This window comes from Rhizobium mongolense USDA 1844 (genome assembly GCF_000419765.1).
GTDB classification, from domain to species: Bacteria; Pseudomonadota; Alphaproteobacteria; order Rhizobiales; family Rhizobiaceae; genus Rhizobium; species Rhizobium mongolense.
This window is the reverse complement of the sequence record NZ_ATTQ01000015.1, coordinates 127,171-148,458: the sequence shown is the minus strand read 5'-3', so window position 1 is coordinate 148,458 and position 21,288 is coordinate 127,171. Positions and strand designations below refer to the sequence as shown.

Annotated in this window: 19 protein-coding genes and 1 pseudogene; 8 read left to right on the top strand and 12 right to left on the bottom strand. The window is 59.9% G+C overall.

Annotated elements, in window-relative coordinates:
* Positions 1-3,093: translocation/assembly module TamB domain-containing protein (locus A3C3_RS0125740; RefSeq protein WP_022717453.1), on the top strand; the 3,093-nt coding region annotated here is incomplete at its 5' end.
* On the opposite strand, the gene A3C3_RS0125735 is transcribed toward A3C3_RS0125740, so the two are convergent.
* Positions 3,090-3,518 carry an Lrp/AsnC family transcriptional regulator gene (locus A3C3_RS0125735; protein ID WP_027511674.1) on the bottom strand — a complete coding sequence of 143 codons (429 nt, stop codon included), beginning with the start codon at positions 3,516-3,518 and terminating at the stop codon, positions 3,090-3,092. The two genes, A3C3_RS0125740 and A3C3_RS0125735, sit on opposite strands and share 4 nt — an antisense overlap.
* Before the next feature lie 132 nt (positions 3,519-3,650).
* On the opposite strand from A3C3_RS0125735, the gene rocF reads away from it, so the two are divergent.
* The 3 genes from rocF to A3C3_RS0125720 all read left to right on the top strand — a co-directional run bounded on the left by rocF (position 3,651) and on the right by A3C3_RS0125720 (position 6,503).
* Complete coding sequence (rocF, locus tag A3C3_RS0125730; RefSeq protein ID WP_022717451.1) at positions 3,651-4,586, top strand: arginase; 936 nt, start codon at positions 3,651-3,653, stop codon at positions 4,584-4,586.
* Positions 4,587-4,598: 12 nt separating this feature from the next.
* Positions 4,599-5,798, top strand: coding sequence for an ornithine--oxo-acid transaminase (gene rocD / locus A3C3_RS0125725; RefSeq protein WP_022717450.1), 1,200 nt, complete (start codon positions 4,599-4,601; stop codon positions 5,796-5,798).
* Positions 5,799-6,026: 228 nt separating this feature from the next.
* Entirely contained in the window at positions 6,027-6,503 is a 477-nt protein-coding gene (locus A3C3_RS0125720; RefSeq protein ID WP_022717449.1) for a chemotaxis protein CheW, read from the top strand.
* A 123-nt stretch (positions 6,504-6,626) separates the two neighbouring features.
* Here the strand turns inward: A3C3_RS0125720 and A3C3_RS0125715 are convergent, their stop codons facing one another.
* The 9 genes from A3C3_RS0125715 to A3C3_RS0125675 all read right to left on the bottom strand — a co-directional run bounded on the left by A3C3_RS0125715 (position 6,627) and on the right by A3C3_RS0125675 (position 16,674).
* Complete coding sequence (locus A3C3_RS0125715; protein ID WP_022717448.1) at positions 6,627-8,285, bottom strand: OFA family MFS transporter; 1,659 nt, start codon at positions 8,283-8,285, stop codon at positions 6,627-6,629.
* A 91-nt stretch (positions 8,286-8,376) separates the two neighbouring features.
* Complete coding sequence (locus A3C3_RS0125710) at positions 8,377-8,622, bottom strand: formate dehydrogenase subunit delta (RefSeq protein WP_022717447.1); 246 nt, start codon at positions 8,620-8,622, stop codon at positions 8,377-8,379.
* On the bottom strand, positions 8,612-9,379 hold the full coding sequence (gene fdhD, locus A3C3_RS0125705; RefSeq protein WP_376774927.1) for a formate dehydrogenase accessory sulfurtransferase FdhD: 768 nt from the start codon (positions 9,377-9,379) through the stop codon (positions 8,612-8,614). The genes A3C3_RS0125710 and fdhD overlap by 11 nt, the downstream gene beginning before the upstream one ends.
* A gap of 59 nt (positions 9,380-9,438) precedes the next feature.
* Positions 9,439-12,318 carry a formate dehydrogenase subunit alpha gene (gene fdhF, locus A3C3_RS0125700; protein ID WP_022717445.1) on the bottom strand — a complete coding sequence of 960 codons (2,880 nt, stop codon included), beginning with the start codon at positions 12,316-12,318 and terminating at the stop codon, positions 9,439-9,441.
* Between the two features lie 6 nt (positions 12,319-12,324).
* On the bottom strand, positions 12,325-13,881 hold the full coding sequence (locus tag A3C3_RS0125695) for a formate dehydrogenase beta subunit (RefSeq protein ID WP_022717444.1): 1,557 nt from the start codon (positions 13,879-13,881) through the stop codon (positions 12,325-12,327).
* Positions 13,878-14,357, bottom strand: coding sequence for a formate dehydrogenase subunit gamma (locus A3C3_RS0125690; protein ID WP_022717443.1), 480 nt, complete (start codon positions 14,355-14,357; stop codon positions 13,878-13,880). The genes A3C3_RS0125695 and A3C3_RS0125690 overlap by 4 nt, the downstream gene beginning before the upstream one ends.
* Before the next feature lie 139 nt (positions 14,358-14,496).
* Complete coding sequence (locus tag A3C3_RS0125685; protein WP_022717442.1) at positions 14,497-15,390, bottom strand: LysR family transcriptional regulator; 894 nt, start codon at positions 15,388-15,390, stop codon at positions 14,497-14,499.
* 68 nt (positions 15,391-15,458) lie between these two features.
* Positions 15,459-15,800: an ArsR/SmtB family transcription factor gene (locus A3C3_RS0125680; RefSeq protein WP_022717441.1), complete on the bottom strand. Its 342-nt coding sequence runs from the start codon at positions 15,798-15,800 to the stop codon at positions 15,459-15,461.
* A 103-nt stretch (positions 15,801-15,903) separates the two neighbouring features.
* On the bottom strand, positions 15,904-16,674 hold the full coding sequence (locus A3C3_RS0125675; RefSeq protein ID WP_022717440.1) for an SDR family NAD(P)-dependent oxidoreductase: 771 nt from the start codon (positions 16,672-16,674) through the stop codon (positions 15,904-15,906).
* Between the two features lie 94 nt (positions 16,675-16,768).
* Here A3C3_RS0125675 and A3C3_RS0125670 point away from each other — a divergent pair, with 94 nt between their 5' ends.
* Both A3C3_RS0125670 and A3C3_RS48645 read left to right on the top strand, forming a co-directional pair.
* Complete coding sequence (locus A3C3_RS0125670) at positions 16,769-17,545, top strand: DeoR/GlpR family DNA-binding transcription regulator (RefSeq protein ID WP_022717439.1); 777 nt, start codon at positions 16,769-16,771, stop codon at positions 17,543-17,545.
* A gap of 127 nt (positions 17,546-17,672) precedes the next feature.
* Positions 17,673-18,109: pseudogene (locus A3C3_RS48645) on the top strand (Tn3 family transposase); the annotation flags it as partial.
* 36 nt (positions 18,110-18,145) lie between these two features.
* Here the strand turns inward: A3C3_RS48645 and A3C3_RS0125655 are convergent.
* A complete protein-coding gene (locus tag A3C3_RS0125655; RefSeq protein WP_022717436.1) occupies positions 18,146-18,739 on the bottom strand; it encodes a TetR/AcrR family transcriptional regulator in 594 nt (197 codons plus the stop codon).
* 103 nt (positions 18,740-18,842) lie between these two features.
* Between A3C3_RS0125655 and A3C3_RS0125650 the strand changes: the two genes are divergently transcribed.
* Positions 18,843-19,886 carry a saccharopine dehydrogenase family protein gene (locus A3C3_RS0125650; RefSeq protein ID WP_022717435.1) on the top strand — a complete coding sequence of 348 codons (1,044 nt, stop codon included), beginning with the start codon at positions 18,843-18,845 and terminating at the stop codon, positions 19,884-19,886.
* Between the two features lie 148 nt (positions 19,887-20,034).
* On the opposite strand, the gene soxR is transcribed toward A3C3_RS0125650, so the two are convergent.
* A complete protein-coding gene (gene soxR / locus A3C3_RS0125645) occupies positions 20,035-20,496 on the bottom strand; it encodes a redox-sensitive transcriptional activator SoxR (RefSeq protein WP_022717434.1) in 462 nt (153 codons plus the stop codon).
* 66 nt (positions 20,497-20,562) lie between these two features.
* On the opposite strand from soxR, the gene A3C3_RS0125640 reads away from it, so the two are divergent.
* On the top strand, positions 20,563-21,138 hold the full coding sequence (locus tag A3C3_RS0125640; RefSeq protein WP_022717433.1) for an NADPH-dependent FMN reductase: 576 nt from the start codon (positions 20,563-20,565) through the stop codon (positions 21,136-21,138).
* Positions 21,139-21,288 lie beyond the last annotated feature (150 nt).

The following is a 21,288-nucleotide window of genomic DNA, read 5'->3' as shown; positions in this document are numbered from 1 at the left end:
CCGGCCGTTGATTTCGATCTTGATTGGAAGGACGCAGCCACAAGCCAGACCAAGAGTGCCGGATTGAAGGCGCTCGGGCTGAGCGCCACTGGCAAATTTGCCGACAACAAGCTCGACTTCGATGCCGNCCTATCGGGCCCAGCCGAAATGGGGCTCAAGGCAAATGGCAATGTCGTGATTGCCGGCACGGCGGTCCAAAACCTCGACGTAAATGCCAATCTCAACAATGTCCCGGCAAACATTGCAAACAGCTTCGCGCCCGGACTTGCCGCCGAAGGAACGATCTCTGGAACTGCCACGGCATCGGGAACACTTGCTGCGCCGGCCGTCGAATTCGATCTCGACTGGAAAGACGCAGCCACGAGTCAGACGAAACAGGCAAAGCTTGCTCCGCTCGGCCTGAGCGCCACCGGCAAACTCGCAGATAACAAGCTCGACTTCGATGCAGATCTGACCGGGGCAGCCAACACGGGACTGAGCGCGGACGGGAATATTGTTATCGCCGGCACNGCGGTCCAAAGTCTCGACGTAAATGCCAATCTCAACAATGTCCCGGCAAGCATTGCAAACAGCTTCGTGCCCGGACTTGCCGCGGAGGGCACGNTCTCCGGAACTGCCAAGGCATCGGGAACACTTGCTGCCCCGGCCGTTGATTTCGATCTTGATTGGAAGGACGCAGCCACAAGCCAGACCAAGGGTGCCGGATTGAAGGCGCTCGAGCTAAGCGCCACTGGCAAATTTGCCGATGACAGGCTCGACTTCGATACAAGTGCGAATGCCGCCGATGGCGTAGCTTTGAAAGCGGCCGGTAAGGTCGTTGTTGCTGAAAAGACTATTCAGAGCTTGGAGATTGACGCGAACGTCACCAATGTTCCCGCAAGCATCGCAAACGGCTTCGTTCCGGGCCTGGCTGCCGGGGGTACTGTTTCGGGAACCGTGACGGCCTCTGGGACGCTCACCTCACCTGCCGTTGATTTCAGGCTCGATTGGAAGGACTTGGCGACAAGTCAGACGAAGGGTGCCAAGCTGTCGTCGCTAAACCTAAGCGCGACCGGGAAATTTGCCGACAACAAGCTCGATTTTGACACGAATGTGAGCGGTGCTGGCGGAGCTTCGCTGAAAGCAATCGGCAATGTCGCAATTACCGGCAAAACGGTCGAGAGCCTGAAGGTGGACGCCGACATTGCCAATCTACCGGCAGGCATCGCCAACAATTTCGTGTCGGGCCTTGCGGCAGAAGGTGTCCTTTCTGGCACGGTTGTGGCTGAGGGAAGCCTCGCTTCCCCGACAGCCGACTTCCAACTCAACTGGAAGAACGCGGCGACCAGCCACACCAAGAAGGCAGGATTGTCCCAGCTCGCAGTCAACGCGACCGGCAAGCTTGCGAACAACAGGCTCGACTTCGATGCTAATATGAACGGCGCTGACAACGTGACGCTGAAAGCCGGCGGCAATGTCATGATAGAGGGCACAGTCGTCAAGAGCCTCAAGGTGGACGCCAATGTCTCCAATCTTCCGGCGAGCGTGGCAAACGGTTTCGTACCGGGCCTTTCCGCCGAGGGAACGATCTCCGGAACCGCATCGGTTTCGGGGCCGCTTTCCGCTCCGAAGGTTGATTTCAAGCTCAACTGGAAGAATGCGGCGACCAGCCAAACCAAAGGCGCCGGGCTCTCGCCTTTCGCGATCACCGCGAACGGCAAGCTCGCCGATAACACACTCACCATCGATACCGACCTTACCGGCGACAGCGGCCTTTCGATGAAGGGTGGCGGCACCGTTGCGATCACCGGCAGTCGGGCCCTCAACCTGCAATTTCGCGGCAACCTCCCCTTTGCCATCTTGGGCGCACAGCTGGCGCAACAGGGCTTTGTCGCGGAAGGTACCGCCGCCATAGACCTCCGCATCACTGGCACGGCCGCCGGCCCCGTCATCAACGGGTCTATCGCGACCAGCGGCGCCAGGCTTGTCGATGTCCGCAGGAACCTTGCGCTCAACAATGTCGTCGCCAACATCACCATGAACGGCGAGCAGGCCACTATTTCCCGCCTAAGCGGCAATTTCGCAAGCGGCGGCAGCGTTGCGGCGAGCGGCACGGTCGGGATCCGGCCGGGGAGCGGCTATCCGGTAAACATCGAGTTTAGGCTGAACAGGGCAGTCTATGTTGACGGAACGCTTGTCGTCGCGACGGTCAATGGCAATCTCGGTCTGCGGGGTCCGCTTCTCACCAACCCGGTGCTGAGCGGCAGGTTGAATGTCGAAAAAGCATCGATCACCGTGCCGGACAAGCTGCCGACTTCACTGCGCGAAATCAACATTAAGCACGTGAATGCACCACCTGCGGTGCGTGCCCAGCTGCGCGACGAAAACGCGCAGAAGGCCGGCGAGAAATCCGCGACGCTCGCGCTTGACCTGCAGATTCACGCGCCATCGAAAATTTTCGTCCGCGGCCGCGGCATCGATTCGGAACTTGGTGGCAGCGTCACGATCAGGGGAACAGCGGCAACGCCCGTCGTTTCCGGCGGCTTCACCATGCGTCGCGGACGCTTGACGATGCTTAATCGCCGCCTGAACTTCACCGACAAGAGCCGCATTACGTTTGCTGGCGATTTGACGCCGGCGCTCGATATGGAAGCGAGCTCCACTTCGGGAACGACGACGCTCACCGTCGATGTTACGGGGCTTGCGACAGATCCCTCGATCACCTTCTCGTCCTCGCCGACCTTGCCGCAGGATGAAGTACTGGCGCAGCTCATATTCGGCCAATCGATGTCGAAGCTCTCGCCGGTCCAGATCGCGCAGCTCGCCGATGCGGTGAGCCAGTTGGCGGGCGGACGTTCGACCTCGCTTTTCGAGGGCCTCCGCAACCAGCTTGGTGTCGACGACCTCAACATCAGCACCGACGAGAAGGGGCAGACAAGCGTCAGCGTCGGCCGCTATCTGAACGAGCGCACCTATTTCGAGTTGCAGCAAGGCGGCGAAGCAGGCGCCAAGGCGATCATCAATCTCGATGTCGGGCGTGGCGTGAAATTACGTGGTGCTGCAGGTGGAAATGGCGCCGGCGAAGCCGGCATCGTCTACGAACATGAATACTAGAATCCGGTCTTCCGGGTTTTCAGCAGGATACTGGTTTCAGTCGAATTGATGCCGTTGATGAGCCGGATACGGCGGAGCGTCTCATCGAAGGAGACGAGATCGCGATCCTCAAGCTCCGCGACGAAATCCCATTTGCCATTGGTACTGTGCAGCGCGCGTACCTGCGGGAGACCGCGCAACTGATCGGCTACTCGGTCGGCGAGCTTGCCGAGTACCTCGATCATGACGATGGCACGAACGCCGGCGGCGCGCGTTTCATGGCCGGTCCGGATGGTAAAGGCGGCAATGGTGCCGCTTGCAACAAGCCGGTCGATACGGGCGGCAACGGTCGCGCGCGACGCGCCGGTCATCGCGGCGAGAGAAGATACCGGCGTTCTGGCATTATGGCGAAGCGCGCTTAAAAGTTCTTGATCAAGGTCGTCCATGGCGATCACTTTGTCGAAACGCACTTAGCAAAGTGCATAATCGGATTTCATTTCTGACACTTTTCCATCTTTTTGCCGTCACGTCGATATCCGAATATGCGTTAATCCAATTTCGAATCCGGAGCGCCCAGAATGGAAGTTCAATCTCGATCAGTCACACTCATCGGTGTTCCGGTAGAGGAAGGCTCAGGCCGGCGCGGGGCGGCGATGGGGCCGGCAGCGCTACGCATTGCCGGTGTGGACCAGGCTCTGATCGACCTCGGCCATGATGTGCGCGATGAAGGCGACATTCACGTCGTTCCGGCACGCGACCTTCCGAACCATCCGAAGGCGCACAATCTGCGCCTCATTGGCGCCTATACGCGTGCGCTCGAAGCCAGCACCTACGACGCCGCAGCGGCCGGGCGCTTTCCGCTGATTCTCGGCGGCGACCACAGCCTGTCGATGGGCAGCGTCTCCGGCATGGCGCGTTACGCAGCCGAAAAAGGCCGCCCGCTCTTTGTGCTCTGGCTCGACGCCCATTCCGACTTCAATTCGCCGGCAACGTCGCCTTCCGGCAATATGCACGGCATGCCCGTCGCTTTCTTCAGCGGTCAGGCCGAGGTCGCCGAAATCCTGCCTAAGGACCGGCCCCTCGTTGACCCGCGCAATGTATTTCAGGTTGGCATTCGCTCCGTCGATCCGTCCGAGCGCGTGGAAATCCAAAAGCACGGCGTCAACGTCTTCGACATGCGCTCGATCGATGAGCAGGGCATCGCAGCCACCATGCGCCATATCGTCAGCACGATCGAAAGGGCGAACGGCCTTCTGCATGTAAGCCTTGATGTCGATTTCCTCGACCCGGATATCGCACCTGGCGTCGGCACCACGGTCCCGGGCGGCGCGACATTTCGCGAAGCGCACCTCGTCATGGAAATGCTTTCCGACAGCGGCCTCGTTTCGTCGCTTGATCTCGTTGAACTCAATCCGTTTCTGGACGATCGCGGCAAGAGTGCCCGCGTTCTCGTGGAACTGACGGCAAGCCTCTTCGGCCGCCGCATCTTCGATCGTCCGACACGCGCGGCATAAGGGGAAGCAGCCATGAGCACATCCGCAGATCTGATCGCCACCGAACACCAGCTTGGTGCGCATAACTACAAGCCGCTCGACGTCGTCCTGACCCGCGGCGAAGGGGTGTACGTCTGGGATACGGACGGCAAGCGGTATCTCGATTGCCTATCCGCCTATTCGGCGGTCAATCAGGGGCATTGCCATCCGAAGATCCTGGCGGCGATGGTCGAACAGGCCGGAAAGCTCACTCTCACCTCGCGCGCATTCCGCAACGACCAGCTCGCGCATCTCTATGAGGAGCTGGCAGCGCTCACCGGCTCTCACAAGATCCTGCCGATGAACTCCGGCGCCGAAGCCGTTGAGACGGCCATCAAGGCGGTTCGCAAATGGGGCTATGAAGTGAAGGGCGTTCCGGAAGGCAAGGCGGAGATCATCGTCTGCGCCGACAACTTCCATGGCCGGACGCTCACTATCATCAGCTTTTCCACCGATCCGGACGCACGTGCCGGCTTCGGCCCCTATACGCCAGGCTTTCGCACGGTTCCCTTCGGCGATGCGGAAGCCTTCGCGGCGGCCATCAACGAGAACACCGTTGCCGCCCTCATCGAGCCGATCCAAGGCGAAGCCGGTGTCATCATCCCGCCTGAGGGGTATTTCAAGCGTGTCCGTGAGTTGTGCACGGCCAATAATGTCACGCTGATCCTCGACGAGATCCAGACAGGCCTCGGCCGGACGGGCAAACTTCTGGCGGAGGAGCATGAGGGCATTGAAGCCGACGTGACGCTGATCGGCAAGGCGCTTTCCGGTGGTTTCTATCCGGTATCGGCCGTCCTTTCCAACTCGGAAGTTCTCGGCGTGCTCAAACCCGGCCAGCACGGCTCGACGTTTGGAGGCAACCCTCTTGCTTGCGCCGTCGCCCGCGCGGCACTGAAGGTGCTCACCGAAGAAGGCATGATCGAAAATGCCGAGAAGATGGGTGCATACTTCCTCGAGGGTCTGAGGTCGATCCGCTCCAACATCGTCAAGGACGTGCGCGGCCGCGGCCTGATGATGGCGATCGAGCTGGAGCCGGAAGCAGGCGGCGCGCGGCAGTATTGCTATAACCTCAAGGAACGGGGCCTCCTGGCAAAGGATACGCATGAAAATACGATCCGCCTGGCGCCGCCGCTCGTCATCACCAAGGAACAGGTGGAATGGGCTATCTCTGAGATCGAGAAGACGATCGCATAACGCAAGCACCTCCTCGTTTCTATTATTGATGCAGGACCGCAAATGAACTCAAAAACCATGTGGTCTGCTGTGACAATTTAGATTTGTGCAACACTCTTCCGGTAATGTCCTAGATAACCGTAACGAGGCCTCGAAGATCATTGCGAGGACGTCGCGTGGTGTGAAGGCACGGGGTGTTCGCGCCAATGGTGACGCAGCCGCTTCTGCCGGGCTTGGGAAGACTTTCTAATGACGACGATCAACTCAAATAACTTCAGCGGCGACACTCTCGAGATCATCGCATTCCGCCTGCATGATCAGGAGTTCTGCGTAAAGACGACCACCATCCGCGAAATCCGCGGCTGGGCGCCCTCGACGCCGATCCCGCATGCGCCCGCTGATGTCATCGGCGTCATGAACCTTCGCGGCTCAGTTATCCCGATCATCGATCTCGCCTATAAGCTCGGCATGAAGAGCACCGTCGCCAATGAGCGCAGCGCCATCGTTGTCGCCGAAGTGCACAGCATGGTCATCGGCATGCTTGTCGACCGCGTCTCCGACATTCTGACGATTGGCTCCAGCCAGGTTCAGCCCGTGCCGGAAGTGACGGCATCCTTCGATCGCGCTTACTGCGAAGGCGTCATCGCCTCGGAGAACGGCATGATCTGCTTCCTGAACCTTGCCAAGATGTTCAAGGAAAACGAAACCGACGAACTGGCAGCGTAAGCCACCGAAGCATGATTTCCGGAGAAGCCGCCGCAAGGCGGCTTTTCTAATGGTGCGCCAGGCACGCACCACTAGAAAAGCACGCGCCGAAGCGCGTGCCTTGATTTTCGAGAATGGTCAAAATCAACCGAACAGTGCAAAGGTTGCCTTCAGCGTGACCCATACGCCCCAAAGCAGCGGGATGGCGACGACGGCCCAGGCAAGCAGAGCCTTCGCGTCGAAGCCGCCTTTGCCGATTCCGAACGAGCCGGTCGGGCCTATGCTTGCGGCTGCGGATTTCGCCTGAAGTGCTGCGACTTCCTCATCGGACATGAACCACTTGCTGGCAAGCGGCCGGACGAGGGCGTTGGCAATCAGACCCAGCGCCAGCATGCCCGCCAGGATATACATGGTCCCTGTGTAGAGAGCCGGTCCCGGCGCAACACCGGCTGCTATCTGCGCTTCGCGAATATAGTTCACGACTACAGGACCAACGATGCCGGCGGTTGCCCACGCTGTCAGTAGGCGGCCGTGGATAGCGCCGACGAATTGCGTGCCGAAAATATCTGCAAGATAGGCCGGAATTGTCGAGAAACCGCCGCCATACATTGAGAGAATGATGGCGAAGGCGAGGACGAAGAGCGCCTTGTTGCCCATGCCCGCAAATGTCGGCGCAAGTGCATAAAGCGCGATACCGAGGATGAAAAAGCAATAATAGGTGTTCTTGCGGCCGATCCTGTCGGAGAGCGAAGCCCAGAAGAAGCGGCCGCCGATGTTGAAGAGCGACAGAAGTCCGGCAAACCCGGCAGCGATCGTGGCGATGGATGCTTTCTGCGCCGCGTCAAGCTGCGCAAAGCCAACGTCCGGCAAACCGATCAGCGAACCGGCAAAGATTTCCTGCAACATCGGCGAGGCCATGCCGATAACGCCGATACCTGCCGACACGTTGAGGCAGAGCACCGCCCAGATCAGCCAGAACTGCTTCGTCCTGTGCGCATCGCGCAGGTGAACGTGCTTGGTGGTGATCATCGTGCTCTTGGCTGCAGGGGCCGTCCAGCCTTCCGGACGCCAGCCGGCGGGCGGAATGCGATAACCGAACGCACCGCCCATCATGAAGCCGAAATAGATGATCGCCATAACGATGAAGGTTTGCCAGACGCCAACCGAGCTATCGGTCTTGAAATAGTTCATCAGCAGGTTGGCGAGCGGTGCGCCGATCATCGCCCCGCCGCCAAACCCCATGATGGCCATGCCCGTCGCCATGCCGCGGCGGTCCGGAAACCACTTAATGAGCGTCGACACCGGCGAAATGTACCCGAGGCCGAGACCGATGCCGCCGATGACGCCGGCGCCGAGCCACATCAGCCACAGTTGATGCGTCATCACGCCCAAGGCAGCAACGAGAATGCCGCCACACCAGCAGCAAGCGGATACAAAGCCCGCTTTGCGCGGTCCGGAACGCTCCAGCCAGCCGCCCCAGATGGCCGCGGAGCAACCGAGCAGAACGAAGAAGAGGGTATAGATCCAACCGAGATCGGCGACCCGCCAATCGCATACCGTCGTGAACAGCGCAGACGCGAGCGTCAGATCGGGGCATGCCGTCGATGCCGTGATCCCGAGCGATTTCGAAAGCGGCAGCCAGAAGACGCTGAAGCCGTAAGCCATACCGATGCAAAGATGTATGGCGAGCGCTGCCGGCGGCACAAGCCAGCGATTGAAACCCGGCTTAGCAATGATCCTCTCCCGATCAAGCAGGCCAAGTCCGGCTAAATCACCTGTGGTATCTGTTTCCGCTGCAGCCATGAATAATTCCTCCTGATTAAAGACTTTTCTTGCAATAATTCATGCTTGAGCAGGCGAAATGCCTGTGCCCCCTCCAACGTGAAATCGATATTTATTTCCGGATTGATTCGGCCGGTTCCGGCCTGCGGATCAGAGGTGCGGCTTGAATGACGAGCGCGTTCAAGCGGTTGTCGTCCTTTTCGAGAATTTCAAACAATTGCCGCCGCATGCGCGGCTCCCAGTATTTGTTGATATGCGTCGCAACACCTTGAGCTGCGTCGCTTTCAGGCTGGCTCTTGAAAAAGGTCGCAATTTGGTTGGCCATGTAGACGAGCTTTGAATGCGGATCATGCGACATCGGCAATGCTTTCAGGCAAAATACGGTGTGGGTGGGTGAAAATTTCGAAGTCATCGCCGCGCACAAGCGCAACGAGCGTCATGCCGGCTTGCTCGGCAGTTCGGATGGCAAGAGCCGTCGGCGCAGAAATCGCGATAAGGACAGAGCTTCCCAGGATCGCGGCTTTCTGCACCATCTCGACCGACAGCCGACTCGTGACGGCTACAGCCCCCTTTGAGCCGATCGTTCCGGTGCCGATGACAGCCCCACAGAGCTTGTCGAGTGCATTGTGCCTGCCGACATCCTCGCGAACGGCGAGCAAGCCTCTACCAGGAATGTAGAAGCCCGCTCCGTGGACCGCACGCGTTTCTCTGTGAAGCGGCTGGGCATCATTAAGGAGCGAGACGGCTCGGACGATGTCGCCATGCCTCATCTTGAGATCCGCAGAGGAAACATCGGGCACCGGACGGACAGCCTGATCGATCGATTCGATGCCGCAAAGCCCGCAACCAACTGGTCCAGCCATGCTGCGTCGGCGCGCACGCAAAGCGTCGGCGACATCGTCCGTCAGCGTCACCTGGACATCGATACCCTGCGGCTCATCGACGATTTCGATTGCGGAGATCTGGCCCGCGTCCTGGATTATGCCTTCTGTCAGGCTGAATCCGATCGCAAAGTCTTCGATGTCCTCCGGCGTCGCCATCATGACCGCATGCGACGTGCCGCCGTAGGAAAAGGCAACCGGTACCTCCTCCGGCACGACGCGCTCACCCGGCATCACGACCCCGCCCTTTCGGGCGATGCGTTTGACGGAAATGCGCGCCGCCCGCCTTTCCATTATTCGGCCGCCTCCAGCTTGCTGGCAATGCGACGGCTTTGGCGCGCCTGCTCGTCATACTCGGTTTGCCACTGTGAAGGGCCGTTCGATGGCGAGACCTGTACCGCCGTCACCTTGTATTCCGGGCAGTTCGTCGCCCAGTCGGAAAAGTCCGTGGTGATGACGTTTGCCTGCGTGTTCGGATGATGGAAGGTCGTGTAGACGACACCGGGTGCGACGCGATCGGTAATCAGCGCCCGCAGTGACGTATCGCCGGAGCGGCTGGCAAGCTTCACCCAGTCGCCATCGCGAATACCGCGCATTTCGGCATCATGCGCATGGATTTCCAGCCGGTCCTCGGCATGCCAGACGACGTTGTCGGTGCGCCGCGTCTGGGCGCCGACATTATATTGGCTGAGGACACGGCCCGTCGTCAGCAGAAGCGGGAAGCGCGGCCCGGTCCGTTCATCAGTCGCGACATATTCCGTCCGGATGAACTTGCCCTTGCCGCGAACAAAGCCGTTCACATGCATGATCGGCGAACCTTGCGGGGACTTTTCGTTGCAGGGCCACTGCACCGATCCTGTCTTTTCCAGGTAGTCGTATGAAACCAGCGCGAAGCTCGGTGTCGTTGCCGCGATCTCATCCATGATCTCGGACGGATGCTGGTAATTCCAGCTGAGTCCCATGGCTTGCGCCAGCTTCTGCGTCACCTCCCAATCGCCATAACCGTTGCGGGGCGACATGACCTTGCGCACGCGGTTGATGCGACGTTCGGCGTTGGTAAAAGTGCCGTCCTTTTCCAGGAAGGTCGAGCCCGGCAGGAAGACATGCGCGTAGTTTGCCGTCTCGTTCAGGAAGAGATCCTGAACCACGACGCATTCCATTGCTGCAAGACCGGCCGCCACGTGCTTCGTATCCGGATCGGATTGGAGAATGTCTTCGCCTTGGACATACAAACCCTTGAACGTGCCATCTACGGCGGCGTCCAGCATGTTCGGGATGCGAAGTCCGGGTTCGTTATTGAGTTTGACGCCCCACAGCTTCTCAAAGATATCGCGCGTCGCATCGTCCGAGATATGGCGGTAACCCGGCAACTCGTGCGGGAAGGAGCCCATGTCGCAGGAGCCCTGAACATTGTTCTGGCCGCGCAGCGGGTTAACGCCGACGCCCGGACGGCCGATATTGCCGGTCGCCATCGCCAGGTTTGCGATCGCCATAACGGTCGTTGAACCCTGGCTGTGCTCGGTGACGCCGAGACCGTAGTAGATCGCCCCGTTTCCGCCGCGCGCATAAAGGCGCGCTGCGCCACGAACGGATTGCGCCGGAACGCCCGTGAACTTCTCGGTCTCTTCCGGGCTGTGATAGGGCTCCGAGACGAAAGCCGCCCAATCTTCAAATTCAGACCAATCGCAGCGCTCGCGAATGAAGGCTTCGTCATAGAGCCCTTCGGTCACGATCACATGCGCAAGCGACGTCATGACGGCGACATTGGTGCCGGGCTTCAGGGGCAGGTGGTAGGCAGCCTCGACATGTGGTGTTCTGACGAGATCGATGCGCCGCGGGTCGATGACGATCAGCTTGGCGCCTTGACGCAGCCGCTTTTTCAGCCGCGAGGCAAAGACCGGATGGCCGTCCGTCGGATTGGCGCCGATGACGATGACGACATCCGACTCCTCGACACTGTCGAAATTCTGGGTACCGGCAGAGGTGCCGAAGGCCTGGCCGAGGCCATAGCCCGTCGGCGAATGGCAGACGCGAGCACAGGTATCGACATTGTTGTTGCCGAAGCCCGCGCGCACGAGCTTCTGAACGAGGAACGTCTCCTCGTTCGTGCAACGCGACGACGTTATGCCGCCGATCGAATCGCGGCCATACTGATACTGGATGCGGCGGAACTCGGACGCCACGTGCGCGAAAGCCTCGTCCCAGGTCACTTCACGCCAAGGGTCAGTGACTTTCTCACGGATCATCGGATTGAGGATCCGGTCCTTATGCGCCGAGTAGCCATAGGCAAAACGCCCCTTGACGCAGGAATGCCCGCGGTTGGCCTGGCCGTCCTTCCACGGCACCATGCGCACCAGTTCCTCACCGCGCATTTCCGCCTTGAACGAACAGCCGACGCCGCAATAAGCGCAGGTGGTCACGACCGAATGTTCCGGCTGACCAATTTGGATGACCGATTTTTCGGTCAGCGTCGCCGTCGGGCAGGCCTGCACGCATGCACCGCAAGAAACGCATTCGGAATCGATGAAGTGCTCGTGCATTCCGGGCGAAACGCGCGAGCCGAAACCGCGGCCCTCGATCGTCAGCGCAAAGGTTCCCTGCACTTCCTCGCAGGCACGCACGCAGCGGGAGCAGACAATGCACTTGGACGGATCATAGGTGAAATAGGGGTTCGACTCGTCCTTTGGCATCCATTTGAGATTGTTGTCGTCGTTATTGCGTGCCTTGACGTGATTGTCGCCTTCATAACCGTAGCGAACGTCGCGCAAGCCGACGGCGCCTGCCATATCCTGCAACTCGCAATCGCCGTTGGCAGCACAGGTCAGACAGTCGAGCGGGTGATCGGAAATGTAGAGCTCCATCACCCCGCGGCGAATATCCTTGAGGCGCCCGGTCTGCGTATGGACCACCATACCCGCTGCAACCGGCGTCGTGCAGGATGCGGGCGTCCCATTACGGCCTTCGATCTCCACGAGACAGAGGCGGCAGGAGCCAAAGGCGTCGACCATATCGGTCGAACAAAGCTTCGGCACTTGAATTCCGGCCTCCATCGAGGCGCGCATGACGGACGTACCCTCCGGCACGCTGATCTGACGGCCATCGATGGTCAGCGTCACGCTTGTTTCGGATTTCGAAGCCGGGGTGCCGTAGTCGATTTCGTGAACGAGAGACATGGATCCTTACTCCGCCGCTTCGATGAGGGGTGTTGGCGCGAAATCGTCCGGGAAGTGCGTCATCGCGCTCGTCACCGGATAGGGCGTGAAGCCACCTAGTGCGCAAAGCGAGCCGAATTTCATGGTGTTGCAGAGATCGGCGAGTAACGCCCGGTTCTTCTCCGGCTCGATTCCTTGCGCGATCTTGTCTGCTGTTTCGACACCGCGCGTGGAGCCGATGCGACAGGGCGTGCACTTGCCGCAGCTTTCGACCGCACAGAATTCCATGGCGAACCGCGCCTGCTTCAGCATGTCCACCGTGTCGTCGAAAATGACGATGCCCGCATGGCCGATGAGGCCGTCCTTGGCAGCAAAAGCTTCGTAGTCAAAAGGCGTATCGAAGAGTGTCCTTGGGAAATAGGCACCAAGCGGACCGCCGACCTGCACTGCTTTCACCGGCCGGCCCGTCGCTGTCCCGCCGCCGATCCTGTCGACGATATCGCCGAGTGATAGCCCGAAGGCCGTCTCATAAAGACCGCCATGCTTAACGTTCCCGGCGATCTGCAGCGGGATCGTGCCGCGCGACCGGCCCATCCCGAAATCGCGGTAAAAAACAGCCCCTTTGTCCAGGATGACCGGCACGGAGGCCAGCGAGATCACGTTATTGATGACCGTGGGACAGGCAAAGAGTCCCTTGTGCGCCGGCAGCGGCGGCTTGGCGCGCACGACGCCGCGCTTGCCTTCCAGGCTGTTCAGCAGCGACGTTTCCTCGCCGCAGACATATGCGCCCGCACCGGTCCTGACTTCGATATCGAACGCGCGGCCAGAACTGAGCACCGAAGCGCCGAGAATGCCGGCGCCGCCGGCGATCTCGACCGCTTCCGTCATTGTCGCGATCGCATGGGGATATTCCGAACGGATATAGATGAAGCCCTTCGTCGCACCCGTGGCGAGCCCGGCAATTGCCATGCCTTCGATCAGCACGAAGGGATCACCCTCCATGATCATGCGGTCTGCGAAGGTGCCGCTGTCGCCTTCGTCTGCATTGCAGACGATGTATTTCCGCTCGCCCGCGGCATCCAGTACCGTCTTCCATTTGATGCCGGTTGGAAAACCAGCACCGCCGCGGCCGCGAAGGCCGGAATCGGTCACCTCCTTGACCACGTCTGCGGGAGCCATGGCCGCCGCGCGGCGAAGCCCGGCAAGGCCGCCATGTGCCTCATAATCTTTCAGAGAAAGCGGATCGCCGATGCCGCAGCGGGCGAAGGTCAGGCGGGTCTGTTCCTTGAGGAATGGGAGGTCTTCGACCTCCCCCAGACAGAGCGCGTGATCGCCGCCGCTCGCCAACCCCGCGTCGAAAAGTGCAGCGACATCCTTCACTTTTACCGGCCCGTAGCCGATGCGCTTGCCGGATACCTCGACCTCCACCAGAGGTTCTAGCCAGAACATTCCGCGCGAGCCGTTGCGCACGATCTTCGCATCGATGCCGCGGGCTGCGATCTCCTGGGTAACCGCTTCAGCCACCTTCTCGGCACCGAGCGCCAGCGCTGCGGCGTCGCGCGGAACATAAATCGTCACGCTCATCGCCGCACCTCCGCGACGAGGTCGGCAATTGTCTCATCATCGACCCGCCCAAAGAGCTCGCCGTCGAGCATGGCTGCGGGCGCGCAAGCGCAGAGCCCGAGACAGTAAACTGGCTCCAAGGTCACGCTGCCGTCGAGCGCGGTCTGATGGAAATCGACACCGAGCAGTGTCTTCATACGATCGGCGACAGCATCGCCGCCCATCGACTGACAGGCCTCGGCACGACAGAGCTTCAGGACATGGCGGCCGGCAGGATGATCGCGATAATCGTGATAGAACGTCATCACACCATGCACTTCGGCGCGCGATAGATTGAGCTCGCTTGCAATAACCGGCAGCGCTTCGTGCGGCACATAGCCAAATTCATGCTGGACTTCGTGAAGGATTGGAAGGAGCGGGCCTTCAAGAGAGCGCAAGGCACCAACAATCGCACGCGTGCGCTCGGCAATATCGCCATTGGCGACATGAGCATTCATTTCGGCAGGCCTCCCAGGGCTTTGCTGTGTCGCTCACCGCAACGGCCTCCCCGTGCCGATGCGGTATCTCGAAGGAAGTCTTTCAGGGAAACATCGCGCGATCAATAAAGCTGTTCCGTCAACTGATAGGAAATTTCTATCAAAGACTTTCGCTCTCTGCGAGTATTCTTGCCTCATGAAGCAACGCAGACACGAGAGGCGTAAAAGGCTCGCGATGTGTGGCGACCAACCCGACCGAATGATGGGCCGCCGGCTCGACAATCGGAATCATGCGTATTTCGGCCGGAAATCCAAAGGATTCAGCCACATTACGCGGCATGATGCTCGCCCAGCGCCCGGTTCTGACGTGAGAAAACAGCACGATCATCGAACCGGATTCCAAAGTAGGATGCGCGCTCACGCCCGCTTCCGCGAGGTGCCGGTTGATGATGCGGCGGTTCTGCATGTCGGCCGTCAATAGGCAAAGCCGAAGGTCGCCCACTTCACGCCAGGTCACGGTCTCACGATCGGAAAGCGGACTGCCAGCGGCAGTGATCAGGTGATAGCGCTCGGCATAAAGCGGCACAGTCGTTACACGCCCAAGCGGCTCGTTTTCAAGATAAGTCACCCCGGCGTCGATCTCGAGATTTTCGAGCATGCTCAACACCTGCAGCGAATTGCGCGAAACAATGGAGAAGGTGACGTCCGGGTGCCGTTCCTGAAAAGGCGTCGTAATACGGGGTAGCATCGCCAGAGCCGTCGGAATAGAAGCAAGCCGCAGATGGCCGGAAAGACCTTTGCGGGCCGCGCGCATCTCTTCGCGCATGGTGCGCGTGTCACCGACGATGCGCCTTGCCCATTCAAGGACACGTTGGCCTTCGGGCGTCAGCCCCTGGAATCGTGAGCCCCGCTGCACCAGCATCACGCCCAGTTGATCTTCAAGTTGCCGAATTGCAGCCGATAGCGTGGGCTGCGATATGCCGCACTCCTCGGCAGCACGGCCGAAGTGCTTTTCGTTGGCAAGGGCAATGAAGAATTCAAGTTTGTCGATCATCCAGCCTCCCGCCCGCTTCGGGACAAGCCATCTTTGGCGCTAGCGGCCAATAATCGCAAGGGCAGGAATCAGTCGGGGTCGGCCGCTTCGAACATGCCGAAGAGAGAATCCAGGAAAATCGTCAGATTGGCATTGCCAATGCTGTAATAGACCATCCGGCCAGCCCGGCGCGTGTTGACCAGGCCCTCCATGCGCAGCCGCGCAAGCTGCTGCGAAACCATCGCTTGCTGTATACCCAGCAATTCTTCGATTTGGCTGACCGTCTTTTCCTCGTTGGCCAGGATGCAGAGAATGAGAAGCCGGGTTTGATGCGCCATTGCTTTCAGCAGATCGCTTGCTTCGTGGGCTCTTACAGCAAGCTTCTGCAGTTCCTGACCGGTTATTCCCGGTTCGGTCTTTGGCAAGGGCATTCTGAATCTCTGCTGGATGCACTTCAGGTAGACTGCAACGATAACATATCCACACGCCGGCATTGTACCCAATTGGCGAAATACCAAAAAAAGTCCAAACAAATCAGCAGATAAGCTGGCCACCGTTGATTTCGAGCACTTGGCCCGTGATGTAGCCGGAGAGCGATGGCGCAGCCAGAAAGAGATAGGCGGGCGCGCAATCCTCGGCAGTCCCGAGACGTTGCAGCGGTATGCCCTTGCGGGTCTGCTCCAGCTTCTCCGGCGAGGAATAACGTCCGTGGAAGTCGGTTTCGATCGTGCCCGGCGACACGCAATTGACCCGGATCGCATCCGGCGCCAGCTCGCGTGCGAGCGCTTTAGAATAAGTGGCGACGAAAGCCTTGGAGGCGGAATAGATTGCCGAGCCGGGACTGCCGCCGGTCAGCGCCGAGATGGAAACCGTATTGACGATCGCCGCCCCGTGGGCTGCCCGCAACGCCGGCAGCAGTGTACGCGTGAGTTCGACGACAGATGTCTGGTTGAGTCTGACGATCGTGTCGTATTCCCTATCGGTCAGCTCATCTGCCAAAAACCGGCCGACCATTGTGCCGGCATTGTTGACGAGTGCGTGTACGATGCCGAAAGTATCCAGAGCTTTCGCTGCGAAAGCGGCAGTGCCGTTCGGCGCCAGAAAATCGGCTGCAACGAGAACCGCACGCCGCTCCTGTTCTGCCGTCAGCAGGAAATCCGGCAAGTCCCTGTCGCTGTTGCGGCCAGTGTGAACCAGGACGTGCGCGCCGCAATCTAGGAACTGCCGCGCGACTTCGAGGCCGATTCCACGTCCTGCTCCGGTCACCACAACATTGCGATTCTCAAAAAGCTTGGGATGAAACACGCTTGAACCCTCCCGGCTCCGGCCGCCAGTCGCCGATTGCGCAATTTTCGCTTTAACATATGATCCGGCCCAACGAAAGAAAGGGAGCGAAACCATGTTTCTGTCCGGACGGCAGACGGAGATCCTCGATATCGCCAAAGCGGAAGGCCGCGTGCTGGTCGAAGATCTGGCAGCGCGCTTCTCCGTGACGCCGCAGACCATCCGCAAGGATCTGAACGATCTTTGCGATGGGCATGTGCTGACGCGTATTCACGGCGGAGCGATCTTTCCGGGCGGGACGGAGAACGTGAAATACGAGGCGCGCCGCTCGATCGCCGCCAGCGAAAAACTCGCGATCGGCCGCGCGACTGCTGATCTCATTCCCGACAAAGCCTCGCTCTTTATCAATATCGGAACGACGACCGAGGCCGTCGGGGAAGCGCTCGTCGACCACCAGGAACTGATGGTGATCACCAATAACATCAACGTTGCCAGTCGCTTGCGCCTTTTCCCCTCGATCGAGGTCGTCATCGCGGGCGGCGTGGTGCGCCATTCGGATGGCGGCATCGTCGGCGAAGCAGCCGTCGATTTCATCCGGCAGTTCAAAGTCGACTACGCCGTCATCGGCGCTTCGGCGATCGATCCGGACGGTGCGCTTCTCGACTTCGATTTCCGCGAGGTGAAGGTCGCGCAGGCAATCATGGCAAATGCGCGTCACGTCGTCCTCGTTGCCGACTCCACCAAATTCGAGCGCACAGCTCCGGTGCGCATCGGCCATCTGTCACAGGTCCACACCTTCGTCACCGACGACTGCAATGTCGAATCCCTCAGGAAGGTCTGCGCGGAAAGCGGCATCAATCTGATCGAAACCTCGGAAAAGGCATTGTCGTAGGACGTTCGTTTGACATTCGCTTTTATTCGTTTTGGCGCTGTGTTGTTTCGTTTTATAGCCTGCGACCTGGTGAGCAATTGTGTGCAGCCAGATCTTTGACCTCTTCGTGATCGGCGGCGGGATCAACGAGCGGGTCTATGGCAAGGAACGGGTTGCTGGTCGAGATCGCCAGCGCCTCGATCGAGGATCTGTCCGGGCGAATCTGCGATGTTATTTTCCCGCTCGTCGGCAAGGACAAGCTGGCGGCGATCGTCAAAGAGAGCCCGGCGGGGCGCTTGATCGGCGCATATATAAGGTGATGCGGTCATCCTGGGCCAATCATACCGGCGCATGCTGCCCAGCCTGCTGCTTTCGGTTCCGGAATTCCGGTCGAACAACACTGTGTGGCGTCCGATGCTAGTGGCGCTGGATTGGATCAGGAGCAAGGTGGCTGATGGCTGCCGGTTCGTGCCGATGGAGGATGTGCCGATTGACGAGGTTATTGCGGCCAGATGGCGCAATTCCATCATAGATGACGATGGCCGTGTGAACCGGATCAGCTATGCGCTTTGCGTCCTCGCCCAGTAATCTGTGCTTTCAATGGACGTCCAGTGTAATCAGCTAACGGCTGGCGGCGACTAGGGCATGCGCTGCATCACGGAGCAATCCAGTTGCTTCGCCGGGTTCAAACAGCTGCATGCTGACAAAGGCGCCGTTGATCAGAACCGCCAGTTGGCCGGCGAGCCGATCGGGTGCGGCAACCGCCAGTCCCTCGGCGATGGTCTTCAGACGCCGCCGCAACTCGCGCATGTGGGCCTCGGCGACCTTGCGGGCGGGGTGATCCGCTTCTGGAAACTCGGCGGCCGTGTTGATCTGCGGGCAACCCCGGTAGTTGTCCCGTCCGACCCTCTCGCCGATCCACTCGAAATGGGCGTCGAGCTCGGCCCAGGCATCGTCCGGATGCCGTTCCCTCACTCGATCCCAGGTGGTCCAAAAGTCCAGGTCCTCACGCTTGAGGAAGGCCGCGATGAGGTCGTCCTTCGTGCCGAAATGGCGATAGAGGCTGGTTTTGGCCACACCGGACTTTTCGACCACAAGATCGACGCCGACAGCGCGCACGCCGCGCCGGTAAAAGAGCTCCGATGCTGTCTCTAGAATTCTGTCGCGCACCTCGTTGCCGCCTGAGGCAGGGGAGTTCGTTGAGCTTTTCGTCATTCGTGCACCTCCAATTCCGCAACGATAACAGCAAACGGATTGACACGCTACAGACCTGTATGTTTTATTAGCTACAGACAGGTCTGTAGCTAAGGAGAGGGCAATGACCATCGATAAAACTGACATCACGAAGACAACCCAATCCGTCGCGGTCTTAGGAGCGAACGGCCATACCGGTCGTTTTGTTGTGACCGAGCTGTTGCGGCGCGGTCTGAAACCAATCGCCATCGGACGGAATGCCGAGAGGCTGGCGGCTGCGGGCTTTCCGGGGCGCGGCATCCAATGCCGCGAAGCAGTTGTCGAGGATGATGAGGCGTTGGACAGGGCGCTCGCCGGCGCGGCGGCGGTTATCAACTGCGCAGGCCCGTTCATGGATACGGCCGACGCGGTGGCGCGTGCCGCGTTGCGGGCGGGGATTCATTATCTCGACGTGACGGCAGAGCAGCCGAGCGTACAAGCCACGTTCGAGCGCCACGAGGTCGCAGCCCGGAAAGCAGGCGTGGCCATCATCCCGGCCATGGGTTTCTATGGCGGCCTGGCCGACCTGCTCGTGGCGGCCGTCATGGACGAGTGGGAGCACGCCGACACCATCGAAATTCGGGTTGCGCTCGACAGCTGGCTCCCGACGAGAGGCACACGTGTCACCGGAGAAAAAAACACCGCGCGGCGCCTGGCCGTCAGCGGCGGGCAGCTGGAGCCGGTGCATCAACCGCCTGCCGAAAGGGTGTCGATCCTACCGGCCCCGTTCGGCCGGCAGACGTTTGTCGAACTTCCCTTTTCGGAGGTGCCGCTGATAGCCCGTCACGTCCGGACGAAGGAGCTGCACAGCTTTCTCAGCACAATCGCCCTGCGGGATGTTCGTGATCCATCGACGCCTCCGCCGCAGGCGGTCGACGAAACCGGGCGTTCGGCGCAGCGCTTCGCGGTAGAAGTGATCGTCGCGCAGGGTGACATGCGCCGCCGGATCGTCGCGCAGGGGCAGGACATCTACGCCGTCTCGGCGCCGATTATCTGCGAAGCGGTCCAGCGTATCCTGTCGAGGGATATCCGCGATGTCGGCGCAAAGCCGCCGGCAGCCATTTTCAATGCCGCCAGCTTCCTGCAGGCGCTCGGCCCGGATCTGTCGGTCGAGATATCGGAAACTTAGTTCGGAAACCTCAGATTTTCAGAAAGTCCTCACGAATGGGCCGTCACCGCTCAAGACATTTCGTGGCGAAGGACTAGAACGGGCTATATTTGCAAATGGATGAGGCGGCTGCCCTGGACAGCTACATGCGGGCGATTGCAGCGGCCGCCTAAGTCTCCTCCAGCAGGCGCGCGCCGGTTCCCTCTTTCCCAAGCTTGTCGCAGGGATTTCGCAACGGGCAGCTTTCGATCGAAAGGCAACCGCAGCCGATGCAACCGGTCAAACGATCGCGAAGCAACGTCAGCCGCTTGATCCGCGTATCCAGATCGTCCTTCCACGTCTGCGAGAGCTTCTGCCAGTCACCCGCAGTTGGGGTGCGCCCCTGCGGCAGCATGTCGAAGGCCGCCTGGATTTCGGCCAGCGGTATGCCGACCCTCTGCGCCACCTTGATGATGCCGAGACGGCGCAGGACATCGCGCCCATAACGCCGCTGGTTGCCGCGCGACCGCATGCTCGAAATCAGGCCTTTGGCCTCGTAGAAGTGCAGTGCCGAGACAGCCAGTCCGCTACGCTCTGCCACTTCGCCTACAGTCAGAAGCCTGCTGAAATTGGTTGATGAACTTGTTTCCATGTTGACCTCAATATTGGTTGAGGTTTTATAAGCCAAGCTCCTTGCAGCGTAAAGAAGGGGCAATATATGCAAACCGCCATCAAAATCGGCGTCATCTACGGAAGCATACGTGAGGGCCGGATCTGCGACCGGGTGGTGAAATGGCTGACCCGGCAGCTCACGCTCTACCCTCTGATCGACCTCGATATCATCGATCCGCTCGATTTCGATCTGCCTGCCCGGCATGATAGCGATCATCCGGAAATAGAGCGTCTCGCCTCTCGCTTGAATGCGGCAGATGCCTTTATCGTCGTCACGCCGGAATATAATCACAGCTTCACAGCGGCACTCAAATTCGTGCTCGATTCGTTCAACGAACCTTGGCACGGCAAACCTGTAGCCTTCGTATCCTATGGAGGCATCTCGGGCGGTCTGCGTGCTGTCGAACAGCTGCGGCTTGTCTTCGCCGAACTCCATGCCGTCACCATACGTGACACAGTCAGCATTGCGGCACCTTGGAACCGTTTCGATGAAGACGGCAACCTTGAGCGGCCCGAAGACGCACTCAAGCTTCTCGCCCGAATGATGGCAAGGCTGCAATGGTGGGCGCATGCGTTGTCCGCCGCGCGCGCCGAGCGACCTTATCGAAACATCGCCGCCTAAACCACGCCTGTTTCCGTTCCCGGCAGGTACGGAAACGCCGGCGAGCACCCGGGCTGGCCTATGTCCGGGTGTTCGCCCGGTGCATATGTTTGCATTCGCGCCCGATGGCCGGCGAAGATGGGATCGTGCACTTGTCCACAGCCGGCGGTC